Below are 19,285 nucleotides of genomic sequence, written 5' to 3'. Positions count from 1 at the left end.
ATGACTACTTTTTCTTATGATCCTTCTGTACTTTTTCCAGACTCCTCTCTACCTCTCGCACTTGAGACTGGATACCACGAACATCAAACGAACCGTCAGTATGCTTGTTTAAGGCATGCAGCACTTGTTTCTCTGTTGTTTTATAGATTTCTAACGTTTTGATGACATCACTGGCAGCCTCGTTCAGCTGGGGGCCCAACTCATCAAGTTGCTGCTTTATGTATTCCATGGTGTCATTCTTTTCTGATGCATCTAACTCTCTATCATTGGGCAGCTTCCGTAACTGCGTCATACAGTCGATGTAATCATCGTATATCATGTCAAAAAACTTCCAGCACGTTACCACTGAATCACTTAATGTCTTCAATTGCTGGTATTGCATTTCTACTGTCAAGGTATCATCACTTGCAAGCTTGGATTCCTTCGTGGATAAGGCAGGACGTCTAGAATCTGAATCACCAGCGTCTGCATTGCCACGCCACCACTGTTTCAGGCGCTTTACCAGTGCTCCCGGCGAATGACGTTGCCACCAGCCCGGCATAGCATCGCTTTTGGCTTCTGGTTCCCTTGAATCAGTTTCAGGTAATTGCTCCGCAACACGAGACGAATTCGCGTTCCGGTTGTCGGTTTCTGATAAATTGCCATCCGTCAGTGGCGAATGCTGAGTCGTTTCAGGCTGATGCTCTGGAACCGCAGATTCTCTGAAAGAACCTGCTGTCTCAGGACTTTCTGCAATAGGATCAGCGATACCGTCAGTTAAGATCCGCTCCGTTTCCAGAGGCTCGCTGGCTGCCGTTTCCCGAGAAAAAGCCCGCTCTAAAACCGCTGCCTCCAGTGCTTCGAATGTTCGAATATTCCTGTCCCGAGAAAGCGATTTCAGCTCATTCGCTACGGTTTGCTCATCACCAGGCGGATACCCAAAGGCTTCCATTCCCGGTTTGAGGATTCGCGCGAGCTCGTGCCACTCCCAATCACCCAGGTTGGCTAACTGCTCATGATGACACTCACGCAGGTTTCGATACGCTTCATCCAACGATACTTCATTGGTCCTGCGCCCTGGTACATAAGGCGTTGATGCTTGCGCAGGTCTCTGCCATTGAGGCGAAGGTTGCTGATAATAGTGAGGTCTTGCTGGTGCTGGAGAAACGGTATGAGAATGCAGGGCGATATTAGGTGGATAGCCGGTTGGCAGTGGCGCAGGAGGCATCAAGTTAACCACCTGGTAACCGGGTAAAACATACAACACCCGTTTATTGCAGGGCATCTGAACCGTTACCACAGTATGGGCAACGGTTGCAGGCTGAAATCCTTGTTGCCCGGTTAATCGTCCCGGGGGCGGGTTAATGCCATATCCACTCATTGCCTTTCCATCCCTGGTATTGGCCACTTCTTCTGATTGTAAGCCAGCCACCGATCATTCAAATACGACTAATGTATTGTTTTTAAAGGACAAATATAATTTCCTGATATAAGAATAATTATTTATTTCTCTCTGTTATTAAAACCCGGGCGTCTGGCCTCCCCGGTCAACAGCTTGTCCCCAAATGTCCGGATATCCCCCCGCCCCTGTCGGTAGAATTTTCAACGAACCAACCTGCCCGTTTTCCGGGCAAAGCATCCATATAGACACACCACAAAAATAACAACGGTGCCGATGTGAATAACAACAAGACCCGAATTATACCGGGACTGACGCTGGCGGCAGTCCTGACCACGCCTCAGGGCGTGGCGCTTACCTTTGAAACCGCTGACGGTGAGATCACCGGTAGCCTGAACACCACGCTAAGTGCCGGCGTCAGCGTCAGCATGCAGGATCCGGACAGCAAGCTCTATACCTACGGGGAAAGTAAAGATCTCGACATCAAGCCCGGCAGCGGCACAGGCCCCAATGCGGACAACGGCCGACTGAACTTCAGGAAAGGGGATGTCATCTCCAACCAGTACAAGGGCCTGACGGAACTGACACTGGAATATCAAAATTACGGTTTCAAGGGCAGCGTCAAATACTGGTACGACCATTGGCTGGAAACCAAAAGCGGCCACTATACCGATTTCGACGACAGCGGTTTTGATGACCTGGCCCGTTTCAGCGGTATTGAAGTACTCGATGCTTACGGCTGGACCTACTTCGACCTGGGCGATATGCCTGTGGATATCCGCTTGGGCAAGCAGGTACTCAGCTGGGGGGAAAGTACGTTTCTGCAGGGGGGCGTCAATGTTATCAACCCTCTGGATGCCGCAGCTTTTAACAGACCAGGCGTTGAGATCAAAGAGGGCTTGCTACCCGTCGAGATGCTGTATGGCAGCATCGGCCTGACACCGGCAGTAACCCTGGAAGGTTTCTACCAGTTCAACTGGCGTCCCACCGTGCTGGACGGCTGCAACACCTTCTTTGCATCAACCGATGCCATCCAGCCGGGCTGTGGCCCCATCTATACCCAGGCAGCCCTGTCTAACGAGGAAGAGGAGAATATCGGTGGTACGGGCGGTAACACCATCATTGACCGTACTGCCGATGACCTGCCCGGTGATAGCGGCCAGTGGGGAGCGTCACTGAAATACTATGCAGAAGCCCTCAATGGCACCGAATTCGGCCTGTATTTCATCAATTACCACAGCCGAAATCCTTACCTGGACGCCACCAATGCAGATCCCTCGCAATACCGTCCGATCGGCATTGGACCTTCTGGCGACATCGACTTCTATGCGCCAACCCACCCCGCTGGCGCCGGATTCATCCAAGGTGCCACCTACAATGCAGTCTTCCCGGAAAACATTCGCCTCTATGGCCTGAGCTTCAATACCAGCCTGGACAGCGGTTGGTCACTGAGCGGTGAACTGACCTATCGCCCGAACATGCCGCTGCAAATCAACATCAATGACCTGCTGGGCGATGCTGCAGCCGGCGGAGATGGCGCAGCTGACTATGGCCAGGCTGCCCAAGGGCATGTGCGTAAACCGGTCACCCAGATGCAAATGACAGCGATCAATACCTTCCCGCAGGTACTGGGTGCGTCCGAACTGGCGCTGGCAGGTGAAGTGGGTTTCATGCATGTCGGTGCGCTGGGTGATGACAACCGTTATGGCCGCTCTGCCCTGTTTGGTCCCGGTGATGATGGCACAGGAATCTGCAATACCAGCGACGATATCACCGATGAATTTTGCACCAATGAGGGCTACACGACATCCGACAGCTGGGGCTACCGCCTCAACGCCACCCTGGTCTACAGCGGCGTAATGCCCGGTGTCACCCTGAAACCTTCGCTGTCGTTCCGGCACGATGTTAACGGCTACGCCTATCAGCCCGGCGGCGCCTTTGAGGAAGGCCAGATGGCCACCACGCTCAGCCTCGGTGCCATTTACCGTGATGACTACAAGGCCACACTGTCGTACACCAGTTTCTTCGGCAACAACAAGTACAGCACCCTGGACGACCGTGATTACATGAGTTTCAGCGTCAGCGCCAGTTTCTGACCATGGGAGAAAAAGAATAATGCAATCTGTCGATACTCTGATTCGAACCGTGATTTCTGCCAGAACGCTGGCGTTAAGCGCTATGCTGGCACTGACACCACTGGCACAGGCCAGCTCAGAAACCTCCGCAATGGATCAACTGGGCCAGTCGCTGACACCGATCGGCGCCGAAAAGGCCGGTAACGCGGCTGGCACCATTCCAGCCTGGACCGGCGGCCTCAAGCCGGAACAGGGCGCCATGCAGGCCGACGGGAATATGGCCGACCCATTTGCCGATGACCCGGTACTGTTCACCATAACGGCCGACAACCTGGATCAATACAGTGATCAGCTGACTCCCGGACAGCTGGCGATGTTCAAGCGCTATCCGGACACCTTCCAGATGAAGGTCTATCCCACCCGGCGCAGTGCCAGCTACCCGGAAGCCGTCTACGAGGCAACCCGCAGTAATGCCGAAAACACGTCACTGCTGGATGGCGGTAACGGTATCACCGGATTAGCGAACGGTGTCGCCTTCCCACTTCCGGAAAACGGACTGGAAGTGATCTGGAACCATATGCTGCGCTACCGTGGTGACAGTATGGATCTGACTCTGAGCCAGGTCATTGCTGAAGCGGATGGTGATTACCGGGAGATTACCAAACAAACTATCTGGAACTTCTTCCCAAGCATTACTGATTTGGAAGACGAGTCAAACCTGCTGTTCCTCTATAAATCCAAGGTACTGGAACCCGTCAGGATGGCCGGTGAAGTGACACTGGTACACGAGCCGATTGACCAGGTAGAAGAACCCCGTCGTGCATGGAAATACCTGCCAGGCCAACGTCGTGTACGTCGAGCACCAAATATCGCTTATGACAACCCGGCTACCAGCAGCGACAACCTGAAAACGTCTGACAACCTGGACATGTTCAACGGCGCGCCAGACAAGTATGAATGGACGATGAAAGGCAAAAAGGAAATATTCATTCCCTACAACAGCTATGCACTCTACGACAAAAACCAGAGTAATGCGGATATCATCCGCCCCGGCCATATCAATCCGGAACTGGCTCGCTATGAACTGCATCGCGTCTGGGTCGTCGAGGCCACACTGAAAGAAGGTCAACGCCATGTCTATGGCAAGCGTACCTTCTACATCGATGAAGATACCTGGCAGGCGTCCATCATTGATCTGTATGATACTCGTGACCAGCTCTGGCGGGTCGGCATGGCCCACGCCATCCAACTGAATCCGCACCAGGTGCCCTGGCTGGTGACAGAAGTCTTCTATGACCTGCACTCCGGCCGTTACATTACCAACGGTATCGCCAACAGTTACAAGAAACCGCTGGTGTTCGGGCAGCTGGCCAGTAAATCCGATTACACGCCGGCCGCCATCCGCCGCTGGGGTCGATAAGCAAACTTTACCGGAGCAGCCCCCTGTGACAGGCGGCTGCTCTAATCGCTCTATGGCTTCCACAATAACCATAAAACAGGTAACCCATGGCAAAGAAACTGCTGATCTCAGGCGCGGTGGTTGCCGGTCTCGCCATTGCCGGTACGCTGCTGAATGACCATCTGAAAACACCGAAAGCCTACGACGTCCCGCCACTGAGTGAATGGCGTCCCGACGGCCCCCGCCATTCCGCACCGGTACATCCCGTGCTGGGTATAAACGACACTTTCCGGTCACTCCATGCCAGCACACGGAATTCGGATGAAGTGCTGACAGCGACGGCGCCTAAAGTCAAGCTGGACTGGGTAGTGGAAAAACATCTGTTTATTACCGAAGGTCCCTCTATCGACCGACAGGGCAATCTATACTTCAGTCCGGTCACGCCTTCGGAGCCTGTGGTACTTGTCAGTCTGGACGGAGAAACCGGTGAACGACGGTGGACAATTACTGGCAAACCGCTGTCACAGGGCGGCGGTACACCGCTGGTGCTGGATGACCCGGATAACCCGGGACAGCAGATTATCTACCTGACACTCTACGAACGGGCACTGGCTGTGCGTCAGGATGGCAGTGTGATCTGGGATGTTCCGACCGGCCTCAAGGAGCCTGTTCTACAACCCGGCGATGATCGTAATACCCATAACTTTGGCGCGAGCTATCACCCCCGGTCAGACAGTATTGTCGGCCTGCTGATGGACGGTTCCGTATTTGCTCTGGATCGTAAAACCGGACAACCCATTCTGGCAGAAGCCTTCACCGTACCAGGCGCACCCGCCAAAGGGGCCTCGACCGGTCGCCCCGGCAAGTGGGTCAGTCAGCGCACCGATAAGGTCATGAAAAAAGTCTTTGGTGAAGATCCCCAGGTCGGTGGACGATTCAGCAAAGTGGCGGATGTGCTGTTTGGCGGCGGTGTAAAAATCGCCAACTATTTTTCCATTGACCCGGTGACAGGTCGTTTCTTTATCGCCGCAACCGCTCCTGATGAGGCCGATGGCACCATTGATGGCCTTGCAGAGAATGGCGCCCTGTACGGCATTGACATGGTACCTGCCGGTAATGGGCAATACCGTCTGGAAGTGGCTGCCAGCACCTGGTTCAAAGGGGGCACCGGTTCGACACCCGCACTGCGGGCTGATGGTACCCGCGTATACGTTTCAGACGACAATGGAAATGTGATTGCCTTTGATCAGTCTCTCAACGAGCTCTGGCGGCAATCAGTGGGTGAACAGATTCTTGCGTCTATCACCGTGGCGTCCGAGAACAATGAACTCTATGCCATCACTGCCGGTGAACTGTTCAAACTTCAGGATCGTGGTGATAAGGCCGATGTCATCTGGCGCGCCAGCCTGGACATGTACCCGGAAGTCTTTGGCCAGAAAAACCTGAATATGCTGACGGCTTCCATAACAGCGAATGGCATTGCGGTGATACTGGGTGCCGGTTTTGAAAAAGGCACTGTGCGACTGCCTGTCTCGGTCGGTGTCGGGTTACTGGATCGTGAAACCGGTCAAGTGCTCTCCTATACCGAAGGTGTGGAAGAATCGGTCGCGACCACCATTACCGGTCCCGATGGCGGTTTCTACATGGCCCATTCTCCGATCCGACGTGCCGTGAGCCGTGCCCTGTTAGGTCCATTGGTAAAACCATTGACAGGCGGCATAGCCCGATACAAACCGGTACGTAACGACCTTCTGGTGCGTGATGCGGTGTGTGCCGCGGCTATACGCCTGCAGAATGCCTCCCGATATCAACAGGATGCCCCTGCATCCAGCGAAGCGGATGCGATTCAGGCGAATGTGTTACTCAGACAGGCCTCTCAGGCCGTTACAGCAGCCATTCAGGAACAGACACTACTCCCTGAAAACGCCACCTCATTGCAAGCATCATTGGCAGCCATCAATGCACAAAACCCGCTTATGGCAGCAGAACAGGCCAATGCCCTTTGTACAATCGTACAGGGTGCTACCGCTGAGCCAGGTTCAATAGTCGCCAGCCTGTAATGTAATGCGGAGAACCCGTCTGGTCGCCCGTGCCAGTGGTATAAGCAAATATGGCCTTCACGCCCCAGGCACCCGTCGGTGCCTCGGTCACCGGGGGTACTGGTCGCCCTGTCTGACGCCATGAACTACCGCGACCGACGCAGCAAGCTTCAAAACCTGCCACAACCGACTTCCGAAGCCCTGCGTCCTGATTATGGCCGAAATCAGAAACGTAAACTGGGGCTTTTGGGTGATACCGCCTTTCAACGCTTCCTGAAAAAAAACAGAAGGCAGCTATCACCGAAAACCTGAAGCTGCACCAGGACTGTTCCATGAAGGAGATCTCACTGGCCTTTTCACTGCCGGGCAATGACGCGCACCTGGAAAAACACCTTCGCAGTTTTGCCAAAAAAAATGGCTGAGAGACCTCCGGCAATTTTCCCGTGAACAAAAACCCAAACAGGATTTTGATACCGTACGAACCCATCCAGAAGACCTAAAAAAGCTGTTGACACAATACGCCATTAAACGGGTGGGAGATGTCGCCCACAATGATATGTTTAGCGCCGGGAAATCCGGAACGACAAGGCTGGCGTTGATTGGGGCATTCAGCGGTATTTTCTTCCTGCCCATGCCGGGGGTTGCGGCTGACGCCCCGTGTGTCGGCCTCAGTGTGTCCAAGGGAGTAGCAGTGCGTGAGCGCCGCGTTTTTACACAGCAACTGACGGATATCATCGAAAAAGAGCCAGACGATGATCCGGAGAAAATCGCCTCGCATAACAGTCTTCACGGTATGATTAACAGCTGGGTCAACCTGTTGTCATCTACTGCATAAATCCTGTGGCATCTGGCATCATGCGTCAGCAGGAGGAGTCTGCTTCTTCGTATACTGAACATACATCTTTGTCAGATCGACTCGGTTACTACCAACAGGCGCGAGAGGTTTAATCCTTATAAGCTTATCTACGCCTGAGGTATCGCCACCGAGTGCATCCAGTTCTAAATTTATGTCCCCCCAAGTCCTATCTGCTATCGCCATAAAATCACCGCCAATTGTCTCTTCTTGATTTGAACTCGGCTTGGGGGTTGTTTCTTTTGGAACCATCAGGAAATACTTATCTTCCTCGTTTGTTTTTCGCGACATGGTGATTCCATGTGACAACTTAACTTTAGCGCGCAATATGTCCATTTTTACAGGATGGCCATCCGTTGTGTAATAAACATCAACATCATTGATTATATCCAGCTGGCCGTACTTTTGCTCATCATAATCAACCATTTTTTGGGTCACGTCTGGTTGACTCGCTTCCAGCGTAGACAATGCGGTCGTCGACACTTTGGTATCCAGACTCTTTGCCGGGGCACCATCCTCAGATTCTGGCCGCCCTGAACCAAGGCACCTTATCTTCAATTCCGGATTGGCGAACATTGCAGAATCATGCAGTACTGCAGTTTCTACAAGGTCTGCCGTAATAGCCCGGGAATTTTCTGAGCCATTCATTTCCCCTTTTTTAAGCATATTAATAATGCAAACAGTATCAGGCACTTTATATTCACCTGTTAACAGTTTTTTGATTACTTCCTGTCTTGTTTCTTCCGCTATTGTTTCTTCCGGCATCGGTTTGTTTTCTTTTTTCGGCGTCTTCGACAAAAGCTTGGAACCAAAAGAGGTTATATTTCTTTTCAAATTACCAAGCCTACGATTGGAACCTGAAGAGGTGCTCTCTTCTCTCAGCTTATTTGACGAAAGCAGGTAACTTAAATAGCGGCTCTCATTTGTAAGGTTCAATACCCTGCTATCTGAAGGTAAGCGGAGTTCAGTCACGACTCTTGCCTGGTTCGCAAACGTTTCATCATGTCTGAAAAGCCGGAACATATCGGAACCATAGTTCTGCCTTAAATCAATCCCTTTTAACCCTCCTATCGTACTACTTTCCAACTTGTCATAGAGTCTTTGAGCGCCTGCAACGTCAGAAGGAAAATCAAACTTTGAGCTTTTTTGAGCCTCCAGTGCCTTTTCACCACCGGCAAACAGATACGTGTTGCCATATGCGCTGATAGCTTCATGGCCCTCAGCATCCACAAATTCATTATATTTCGGAGGAAGCTTGTATGTTCCCCCTTCCATGACCTGATCTGATACAGATGTTGCTGCGTCAGCACCCGCGACACTGCTGGAAGTGTCACTTTGACGATTGGCTTGCGGTTCATCTTGCAGACTGCGAGGTTGTGCCATAGATGCGCTGTTTTCATGGCTGGCTTGTTGCGATGGTTCGCTTGTTGCAGGGATCGCAGTATTTGAAGCGCTCGCATGATTCACATCTATTATATCGTCAGGTGCATCCGATCTTTGGCTTGGTGGAACATCTTGTGAAAGTTGTTCGTCCGTAGTACTTTCAGATTTCTGACTCGTATCATCTTCACCATCAGTACCAGAACCTGTTGCCCTAACCTCTAGATTAAGCCTATCAGGAGCAGCAACCTCCCCAGACTCCAGCACCTCAAAACAATCACCATCACCATCAACAACACCTCTGTCATCTAAACCGTCAGGCTTCTGTTGCCCTTCGAAGGCTGATGACAACTCTGCAAGCATATCGACATCACCAGAAGGCTGTTGTTCAGAACCCACTGCACTTACCTCTGGTAGCTCATTTGGTGCCAAAAAAACCTCTTGTTCATCTGTGAGACTTACTAGTGGCAAGGCTGTTGTTTGCTGATTTTCGGCTTCTTCTTGAGTATCATCTTCCAAAGAATCAATGATCCTGGTACTGCGGCGCGAGATAGACGCAGCATAATTTTCATCGGCTTGTTCTGATAGCAGCCTCAAAATGCCAAGTTCATCCTCCCACTCCAACTCAGCCTCTCCGTCCTCATCAGTAGACAGGCCAGATCTTGACTCTACTAAAGCCGTGGCTAGCTGGCTGAAGGTGCCGGACAAGATGCTACCCACCCCTGATGTTATCCATTTATACGATTTAGCTAACCGCTCCACGACAATAGCTGTTCTTTCAGACGGTTCCGGAAGCTGCGGCTGCACCACCGGGGGAACTGTCACTAAATTCCCCGGCGCCATCATTTCAACACCGTTTTCATTTTGTTCAGGATCTGGATCTGTTTGTGAATTAGCGGGGGTTAAAGATCCATTCTCTGATGGAATGACTTCTTCTTCGCGAAGCGGGGATTCATTCGTAACCTCTTCACTTGCAGCATGCTCTTTTTCCACGCCAGGCACCGGATTGAGAGATGATACTTGCCCTTGCGAGGACTGAGGCTCTGGCGTCTCTTTGTTTTGTGCCTCTTCCGCAACATCAGAGTGAGACATTTCTTCTGGTTGAGCGACAGAGTTAATCTCTGCTTCCTGCTCTGGGATTACTGATGATAATTGAGACTGCGCTACCTCATCAGGAACTGCTTCGATGCCAGGAAATGCAGATAATGCCGTTACAGTCGTAGGTGAATAAGTGGTAGGGCTCGCAACAAACCACCGATTAAGGATTGGCATATTAGAAGCCAGTCTTCTCAACCAGCTGCCCTCTGTTACTGTTGTTATTTCGGGAATCGCCTGAGGCCCAGATTCGGAATTTGCGCGAATCTGTTCCTCAAGCACTTGGTCATCTTCATGATCTTCTGTACTGATTGCAGTTTCTGAGTTGGCGAGGCTTAAAGGTATATTCTCAGTTTGCTCAGGCTCAACACTATGCTCAGCTGGCCCTGCTGGCATAGCAGGCCCGTTTTGTTCAGATCCAGTATCAACCTCTCCATCCTCATTTTGCTGTTCTTCCACGATAGGTGGTAGCTGACGATGAGTTTGGCGATTAGCTGATGTTTGCCCTTGCGAGGACTGAGGCTCTGGCGTCTCTTTGTTTTGTGCCTCTTCCGCAACATCAGAGTGAGACATTTCTTCTGGTTGAGCGACAGAGTTAATCTCTGCTTCCTGCTCTGGGATTACTGATGATAATTGAGACTGCGCTACCTCATCAGGAACTGCTTCGATGCCAGGAAATGCAGATAATGCCGTTACAGTCGTAGGCGAATAAGTGGTAGGGCTCGCAACAAACCACCGATTAAGGATTGGCATATTAGAAGCCAGTCTTCTCAACCAGCTGCCCTCTGTTACTGTTGTTATTTCGGGAATCGCCTGAGGCCCAGATTCGGAATTTGCGCGAATCTGTTCCTCAAGCACTTGGTCATCTTCATGATCTTCTGTACTGATTGCAGTTTCTGAGTTGGCGAGGCTTAAAGGTATATTCTCAGTTTGCTCAGGCTCAACACTATGCTCGGCTGGCCCTGCTGGCATAGCAGGCCCGTTTTGTTCAGATCCAGTATCAACCTCTCCATCCTCATTTTGCTGTTCTTCCACGATAGGTGGTAGCTGACGATGAGTTTGGCGATTAGCTGATGTTTGCCCTTGCGAGGACTGAGGCTCTGGCGTCTCTTTGTTTTGTGCCTCTTCCGCAACATCAGAGTGAGACATTTCTTCTGGTTGAGCGACAGAGTTAATCTCTGCTTCCTGCTCTGGGATTACTGATGATAATTGAGACTGCGCTACCTCATCAGGAACTGCTTCGATGCCAGGAAATGCAGATAATGCCGTTACAGTCGTAGGCGAATAAGTGGTAGGGCTCGCAACAAACCACCGATTAAGGATTGGCATATTAGAAGCCAGTATTCTCAACCAGCTGCCCTCTGTTACTGTTGTTATTTCGGGAATCGCCTGAGACCCAGATTCGGAATTTGCGCGAATCGGTTCCTCAAGCACTTGGTTATCTTCATGACCTTCTGTACTGGTTGCAGTTTCTGAGTTGGCGAGGCTTAAAGTCATACCCTCAGTTTGCTCAGGCTCAACACTATGCTCAGCTGGCCCTGCTTGCATAGCAGGCTCAATTCGTTCAGATCCAGTATTAGCCTCCCCATCCTCATTTTGCTGTTCTTCCTCGATAGGTGTTAGCTGACGACGAGTTTGGCGATTAGCTGATGTTTGCCCTTGTGAGGACGGAAGAATGGTGGGAAGTTGGGTGGCGCCTTGAGCAGGTGCGGTCTCTACTTCCTGAGACGCCTGAACCTGTTTAGCTGCTAGTATGCAATGGATAATGTGGACCGCAACTGGGTCTGGCACCTCATCTTGCTTCAGTTTTGGCACGTTTTCCGGATTCAGTTTTGTGCATAGTTGTTGATATATTGCTAACTGTCGCTCAGTCAGTGAGCTTTTAACTTGATCGAATTTCTTGGCAAATTGAGCCTCTACCGCTTCAGACATTGTTGCTGATGCAGCGGTTTTTTTAGCTAATTCCCCTAGAAAAGTTTGATCCTCTTCGCTCACTTTCATTATCCCTAAAGGTAACGTTTCAGGGATAAACCGACTGAATACCACTATTTCCTGATTTGATAATCCTTCAGTATTTTTTTTTCCAAACAAGGGCTCCAGCGAAGCTTTAATATCCGCAGGACTAAGAGATTTAGATTTAGATTCTAATTGCTCAAGTTCAGCGGTCAGCTGTGCGTCAGTTATATCAGGCACTTGGTACGAAACGGGTCCTTGCTGCGGTGTAACTGTTTCAGTTACCTGGAGAGGTTGTCCAGTACCCTGCCCCCCCCCTGCATTTGATCCAACAGCGACTGCAGCAGGCCTTGTGCGAGAAGGCGCAGTCTGACTACCAGGTGCAGTCGCTAGGCCAGCTTGGTCTTGAGGTTGATTTACCCCGCCAGCTCCCCCAACAGCGCCAATGGTTTGAACGGTTGAAACTGGGATCTGAGGGGGCTGTGGAGTAGTGTCATCACCCTGAGCGTTTTCAGGTAATGATCCATCCGGAGCGCCTGAGGTACCCTGACCACCTTCATCTGGAGTGGGTTGGTGGGTTAATTCTGGATTTTCACGCTGCTGACCTTCGTCTCCTGACTGGAGGAGAGATGTTGCACCAGGTACAGGTGTGGGACTACGATCCCCAAGACGAGTCTCTATGACTTTTGCAAATTCCTCATCTCGATTTTTCTTTCCCAATGCAATGACACTCTCTACATCCTTTTCCACAGATATCGTATATTTGCCACAGCAAAAAAATGTTGCATAAATAAATGTACCCATGACCCTCATTGCACGACTTAACCAACAACTCCCTTCATCTTTACTTAAAACGTTCTTGTAGTTACAAGCTTGCGCAATTGAATACGTTATTGGAGACTTATCCATGCTGTTATTTCACCTCTTGAATGGCAATACCGGATATCAAATCAGAGCCATAAAACATGGCAACTCTATTGATACGACCCTGATAACCAAAACAAGTTCCACCAACATGAAAAACGAGTTACACACTAGATACATTGTCAGAAAGGCTAACCATTGCGTTAGCGATATAAGAGTGGATAAATAGTCAAACACGCAAACAGAGTAAAACAACAAGCACGCATGACCCGAGGACATGCACTGATTAAATGAACTGCATCATTCTGACCTGCAAGTCAGAATTGATCCATATCTGAAAACAGGTTTTAGAATTTATCAACCACTCGTTCTACTCTCAGCATCTGATATTTCATTCAGCACACCCATAACCTGAAGGAAAATAATTGGAAACAAAGACATAAGTAAGCTTACCTGTGTTTGATCCAAAGTATTCAATAATTCTGAGTATTTTCCAAGAATCCCAGCGAACACTACGAGCCCATTTCTCGTTGATGCTACATTTCCAGGTCCCCGTAAAAACAACTGTAACATTGCAGTAATATCAGCCATTGATATTGGCATTTGGCCACCCAGCAAAGATGGAACAAATCTCATCACCTGTTGAACGGCTTCATCTGATATGCCTGGTATAAATGTCCTCAGGTTTGCCTGCATATTTCCACGTATACCTTCCAAAGCAGCCTCTTGCTGTTGGTGTCCAACAGAAGAACCTTCTGCTGGAGCAAGAAAACCCATAATTGTAGCCAAATTGGAAAGCCATTGTACTAAGTCCGGATTTGAATTTGTAATTTTCCCAAGCAAAGTACTTAACTGCTCCACTTGGTTGTCATCCATTGAACCAAACCGATTTGCGTATATATCCAACATATGTGTGCATACCTTAATGGCCTCCTGAACACCACTGCCTCCTAGCAGGCCCGTTAGAGGAATATCTGTGGCAGGGAGAGGAGAGGACATCGTTCCGCCATTGTGACTTGGAATGAAGGACAGCACTAACTGGATTTCTTCATCAGTGATACCCTCAACGTGGGTGCGCAGTTTTTCGACTATGTGTTCTGTCTTACAGGCAATGGACTCTTCACTCTCACTATGAACTTCAGGGAATAAAGTGCCAGCATCTCCTTCCTGGAGCAGCAAACGCCTTTCTGTGGGTACAGAGGTGGTCAAACGATCCTGAATGGATTTTACAAATGCTTCATTAGGATGTTGACGTGCGAGCGCAATAATTTTCTGTACATCTGCCAGCCTGGATACCTTATAACCACAACAAAATACCGCATATAAAAACGTACCTGTAACTTTAAAAGCGGTTAAAACACAGCAATCCCCACTATCTTTGCTTTTAATTTTTTTATAATTACAGGCTTGCGAAATTGAAAATAAAACTGGAGAGTTATGATTCATTTTTTAACCTCTAACATAGAAACAACCAGAAACTCATAAGAGAAACTCTTAACATATAAGATTTAGACATCAACAATCACAAAAATTCCCAACGACTATCAAAGAATCATATTTTACGCACCTATGACAACCCTTAAAGCAACAGATCAGATATTAGTCACAATCAAAAACATTTATGTTAGCGATTCAAACATTCCAAAATACTCAGCAAACTTTTAGGCACTTACATATAAAAGCATAAAGAACAAGCATGCAGTGTAAAACAAACAAGATAGCAAGCTAAATAAACCCTATTATTTCAGTTACACCGGCTCTCTTATTTCAGCTATAAAATACGCTCTATCCCTCAATGTACTCACAAAAACAAGGAGACTTTCATTGCCATGTACGAATTCACCTGAATTAATACTCAGCCATTCATCCACTCTCGCAATATACTCTTTATAATACCTAAACCCTGCTCTCTTAATTTCCATATCTGTAGCAGCTTGTTTAATGTATTTCAGCAGGCTCGCTGCTTTTTCTGAACGGTCTGAAGGAATAGCGTCCCCTGAACGGATTCCAATTCATTCATTAAATGCTTTTACTAACAAAAAAACGGGCTCCAAAAGGAGCCCGGTTTCAATGTCTGGTCAGGCCGGAGAAAGGTAGCCTGACCAACATTTCCGGTTAGATGCGGCTCAGCAGGGTGCCGATCTTGTCTGCGTGGTAAGCCAGGGTTTCTTCGCTGGGCTTCTTGATGCTCTTGTGCGTCAGGTAGACCAGCAGTGCCATCTGGGCAGTCAGGCGGTTTTCGGCTTCGTCGAAGATCAGGGAGCTTGCGCCGTCCATCACTTCACGGGTGCACTCGCGCTGGTCGTTGGCAGGCAGGCAGTGCATGAACAGGCAGTCTTCGCCGGCTTTCTTCATCAGTTCTTCAGTGATCACGTACTTCGGCATGAAGGCTGCCAGACGCTCTTCCTTCTCCGCTTCCTGACCGAACCAGTAGAAGCTGTCCGCGATCAGGATGTCACAGCCTTCCACTTCATCAATGTTGTCAGTCACGGTCAGGCGGCCGCCGGAAGTCTTGATGTTTTCGTTAGCGATATCCTGCCACATCTGGGGCGCCTGGTACTTCTTGGGTCCGATGTGTTTGAAGTGCATGCCGAACTTGGTGCAGGCAAACATCAGGGAAGAGCAGACGTTGGTGGCATCACCAACAAACGCTACGGTCAGGTCTTCCAGCTTACGGCCTTCCGGCAGGTGTTCCATCATGGTGAACAGGTCAGCCATGATCTGGGTCGGGTGCAGCCAGTCGCACAGGCCGTTGATGACCGGAACGGTGGAGTATTCCGCCAGGCCGGCAACGGTCTTGTGATCGTCAACACGGGCCATGATCACGTCGCACATCCGGGACAGAACGCGGCCGGTATCCGCCAGGCTTTCCTTGGCGCCCAGGTGGATATCCTTCGGAGACAGGAACAGACCGTGGCCGCCCAGGATAGTCGCTGCAGTCTCAAAGGACACACGGGTACGGGTGGAAGGCTGTTCGAAGATCATGGCAACAGACTTGCCGGCAAACAGCTGGGGAACCGCATTGGCCTTGCGGGCTTCTTTCAGCATGCCCATCAGTTCCAGGATGTCGGTCAGTTCCTGGCGGGTGAAGTCCTGAGTCTTGAGGAAGTGTTTGAGTTCAGGCTTGTGCAGTTCAGTGGCGCTGGAAGATGGCAGTTTCATGGTAATGCTCCTACTTCTATGGTCTTTAAAGTCGGGATTGTTCGCTTATCAATGACCCGCACTGGTACCGAAGGTCGCCGCTGCCGGTCGTTGTTCGTTCTGTTGGTTCGCATCATAGGCTTTCGATAAAAGTCGATATTGATCGAGATCAAAAGTCGATATTTATTTTAATAATTTTGATAAAACCCCATAACAAACGAAGACCAACTTCGCACAACACTTATAAAAGATACAAAAACAACCTCAATATGATCAAATAGTGAACAAGTAGCCATCATCAACAAAATATAAATCGATTTTTATTGGAAAAATATCGAAATGTGATCTGCATCAAGATTCGATATTTGTGGACATTTATCATGGCTGCCATCAACAAAGAGGCGGCGGCCCACAGATGGACTTCTACCTCTGATGCACGAATTGTCCGGCGTCGGACACCAGGAAAGGATTCAAGGCAAACCAGACCGACGCCAACGGCTTTCTGATCACTGTTCACCTGACTGGAGATGCATGATGAGTACGGAGTCCACGGGAAAAATGGGGCTTGCCAGCCTTACCCTGTTCAGTGTCTGTGCGGTGCTGGTCGTTGACGGCCTCACCGCCTCAGCGTCGATTGGCCCTTCCTCGATTACCTGGTGGTTGATCACCCTGGTACTGTTTGTCATTCCCTACGGCCTGATTTCCTCTGAGCTGGGTACCACCTACCCCGGTGAAGGCGGCATTTATGACTGGGTCAAACGCGCCTTTGGTTACAAGTGGGCCGTTCGCACTACCTGGTTCTACTGGATCAACGTCGGGCTGTGGATGCCGGCGGTTTACATCATGTTCGCGGGCATGTTCGCTGAGATGTTCTTCCCGACCATGAGCCTGCCGATGCAAATCGTCATCTGTATCGCCCTGACCTGGCTGACCATCTGGATCTGCAATATTTCTGTGGATGCCGGTGTCTGGGTCACCAACCTGGGTGCACTGTTCAAGGTGGCAGTGATTGTCGTATTGGGCGTCGGTGGTTTCTGGTATGCCAGTCAGCATGGCGTTGCCAACGAGTTCACCCTCAGCAGCATGACGCCTTCCATTGATTCCGGCCTGGGCTTCCTGCCTGTCATCATCTTCAACCTGATGGGCTTTGAGCTGATCGCCTGCATGGGCAGCGAAATCCGCGATCCCCGCCGGGATATTCCCAAGTCCATCCTGATCTCTGCCGCCATTGTTACCGGCCTGTATGTCTTCGGCACCATCGGCATCCTGATGGCGCTGCCTGTGGAAGAAATCGGCCTGGTTGCCGGCATCATTTCCACCCTGCGCACCCTGTTCGGTGACGGCGCCTTTGGCCAGTTCATGGTGTACGGCATCGGCTCCCTGGCCCTGCTGACCTTTATCGCCAACATGGTGACCTGGACCATGGGCGCCAGCCGTGCCGCCATGGAAGCCGCCCAGGCCGGTGAGCTGCCTGCCATCGTCGGCAAGGAAGATCCGAAACACCGCACCCCGATCGGCGCCAACACCATCACCGGCATTGTCTCCACCGTGGTCATCATCCTCTACGGCCTGAGCTCCGGTGAAAGTGACGAACTGTTCTGGTCCGTCTTTGCCTTCTCTTCCTGCATCTTCCTGCTGCCTTACCTGTTCATGTTCCCGGCTTACCTGAAGCTGCGCATGACCGATCCGGATGCAGAACGCCCCTACAAGGTACCCGGCGGTATGAAGACCCAGGTCGCCCTGAGCGTCATCTGCTTCCTGTTCATCGTCCAGGCCGTCGTACTGTTCATCTTCCCGGACATCGCCAACGGTAACGTCGACTGGGCCTACAGTGCGCCTGTGGCTATCGGTATCATCGCCACCATCGCCATCGGTGAATGGATTCTGGCAGGCGCCGTCAAACGCATGATTAACGCCCCGGCATAAGCCCGGGGTCGTATAACCGAAAACGACAATAGCGACTTATTAAGGAACACAACCATGACCACTACCTACAAGACCACACCACGCGAAGACGGCTTCCGGATGCCCGGCGAACACGAACCCCACGCAGGCATGTGGATGGCCTGGCCGGAACGGACCGACAACTGGCGCTACGGCGGCAAACCCGCACAGCTGGCATTCGTCAACGTGGCCAAAGCCATTGCCGAAGTGACTCCGCTCACCATGGCAGTGTCCGCCGGACAATACGATAACGCCCGCAACCTGCTGCCTGACCACATCCGCGTGGTGGAAATCACCACCAACGATTCCTGGATGCGGGATATCGGACCGAGCTACGTGGTCAACGACAAGGGTGAACGCCGTGGCGTTGACTGGGAATTCAACGCCTGGGGCGGCCTGGTAGATGGCCTCTACTTCCCCTGGGACCGTGATGACCAAGTCGCCCACAAGATCTGTGAAATGGAAGGCGATGGCCATTACCGTGCGCCGATCATCCTGGAAGGTGGCTCTATTCATGTAGACGGCGACGGTACCCTGTACACCACCGAAGAGTGCCTGCTGCACCCTAGCCGTAACCCGGATCTGAGCAAAGAAGAGATTGAGCAGGTTCTGAAAGACTACCTGAGCATCGACAAGGTCATCTGGATTCCACAGGGTCTGTACAACGATGAAACCAACGGCCATGTGGATAACCTGATCCACGTCGTCCGTCCCGGCGAAGTCATCCTGTCCTGGTGCGATGATGAAAATGATCCACAGTACGAAATCTCACAGAAGGCCTACGAGGTATTGAGCAACACTACCGATGCCCGCGGTCGTCAGCTGGTGATTCACAAGATGCACGTCCCCGGCCCTCTGTTCATCCGTGAAGACGAAGCCGGTGGCATTGACGCCTGCGAAGGTATGGAACGTGGCGCCGGTGAACGGTTGGCGGGTTCCTACGCCAACTTCCTCATCACCAACAAACGGATTATCCTGCCCCTGCTGGATCCTGCCCGTGACGACGATGCCCGCGCCCTGCTGGCGGATCTGTTCCCGGGTTACGAGATTGTCGGTGTGGATGCCCGTGAGATCCTGCTCGGCGGCGGCAACGTGCACTGCATCACCCAGCAGGTACCTGCCGTGTAAACCCCGATGCGGAACCGGCCTGCCCGGTTCCGCCTG

General features: G+C 51.0%; 11 protein-coding genes. 7 read left to right on the top strand and 4 right to left on the bottom strand.

The window, feature by feature from the left end; genetic code table 11:
• Window positions 1-4: 4 nt before the first annotated feature.
• Window positions 5-1,360 carry a hypothetical protein gene (locus AC27K1_RS00670; protein ID WP_487147538.1) on the bottom strand — a complete coding sequence of 452 codons (1,356 nt, stop codon included), beginning with the start codon at window positions 1,358-1,360 and terminating at the stop codon, window positions 5-7.
• A 296-nt stretch (window positions 1,361-1,656) separates the two neighbouring features.
• Here AC27K1_RS00670 and AC27K1_RS00665 point away from each other — a divergent pair, with 296 nt between their 5' ends.
• The 5 genes from AC27K1_RS00665 (at window position 1,657) to AC27K1_RS00645 (ending at window position 7,726) form a co-directional block, all read left to right on the top strand.
• Window positions 1,657-3,474, top strand: a complete 1,818-nt coding sequence (locus AC27K1_RS00665; RefSeq protein WP_487147537.1) for a DUF1302 domain-containing protein — start codon at window positions 1,657-1,659, stop codon at window positions 3,472-3,474.
• A 19-nt stretch (window positions 3,475-3,493) separates the two neighbouring features.
• Window positions 3,494-4,873 carry a DUF1329 domain-containing protein gene (locus AC27K1_RS00660; protein WP_487147536.1) on the top strand — a complete coding sequence of 460 codons (1,380 nt, stop codon included), beginning with the start codon at window positions 3,494-3,496 and terminating at the stop codon, window positions 4,871-4,873.
• 86 nt (window positions 4,874-4,959) lie between these two features.
• Window positions 4,960-6,912, top strand: coding sequence for a PQQ-binding-like beta-propeller repeat protein (locus tag AC27K1_RS00655; protein WP_487147534.1), 1,953 nt, complete (start codon window positions 4,960-4,962; stop codon window positions 6,910-6,912).
• 78 nt (window positions 6,913-6,990) lie between these two features.
• Window positions 6,991-7,203, top strand: coding sequence for a hypothetical protein (locus AC27K1_RS00650; RefSeq protein WP_487147532.1), 213 nt, complete (start codon window positions 6,991-6,993; stop codon window positions 7,201-7,203).
• Window positions 7,204-7,399: 196 nt separating this feature from the next.
• Window positions 7,400-7,726 carry a hypothetical protein gene (locus tag AC27K1_RS00645; protein ID WP_487147531.1) on the top strand — a complete coding sequence of 109 codons (327 nt, stop codon included), beginning with the start codon at window positions 7,400-7,402 and terminating at the stop codon, window positions 7,724-7,726.
• Between the two features lie 18 nt (window positions 7,727-7,744).
• On the opposite strand, the gene AC27K1_RS00640 is transcribed toward AC27K1_RS00645, so the two are convergent.
• From AC27K1_RS00640 to ptcA, 3 genes are all read right to left on the bottom strand, one after another.
• The gene (locus AC27K1_RS00640; RefSeq protein WP_487147529.1) at window positions 7,745-12,976 is read right to left on the bottom strand and encodes a hypothetical protein; all 5,232 of its coding nucleotides are present in this window, start codon (window positions 12,974-12,976) and stop codon (window positions 7,745-7,747) included.
• A gap of 417 nt (window positions 12,977-13,393) precedes the next feature.
• On the bottom strand, window positions 13,394-14,482 hold the full coding sequence (locus AC27K1_RS00635) for a hypothetical protein (protein WP_487147528.1): 1,089 nt from the start codon (window positions 14,480-14,482) through the stop codon (window positions 13,394-13,396).
• Window positions 14,483-15,151: 669 nt separating this feature from the next.
• On the bottom strand, window positions 15,152-16,198 hold the full coding sequence (gene ptcA, locus AC27K1_RS00630; RefSeq protein ID WP_487147527.1) for a putrescine carbamoyltransferase: 1,047 nt from the start codon (window positions 16,196-16,198) through the stop codon (window positions 15,152-15,154).
• 510 nt (window positions 16,199-16,708) lie between these two features.
• On the opposite strand from ptcA, the gene AC27K1_RS00625 reads away from it, so the two are divergent.
• Entirely contained in the window at window positions 16,709-18,103 is a 1,395-nt protein-coding gene (locus AC27K1_RS00625) for an APC family permease (RefSeq protein ID WP_487147525.1), read from the top strand.
• Window positions 18,104-18,157: 54 nt separating this feature from the next.
• Window positions 18,158-19,249: an agmatine deiminase gene (gene aguA / locus AC27K1_RS00620; RefSeq protein ID WP_487147523.1), complete on the top strand. Its 1,092-nt coding sequence runs from the start codon at window positions 18,158-18,160 to the stop codon at window positions 19,247-19,249.
• Window positions 19,250-19,285 lie beyond the last annotated feature (36 nt).

Source organism: Kistimonas ophiarachnellae (assembly GCF_057552235.1).
Note: the sequence above shows the minus strand (reverse complement) of the source record. Positions and strands in the feature narration are given on the sequence as shown.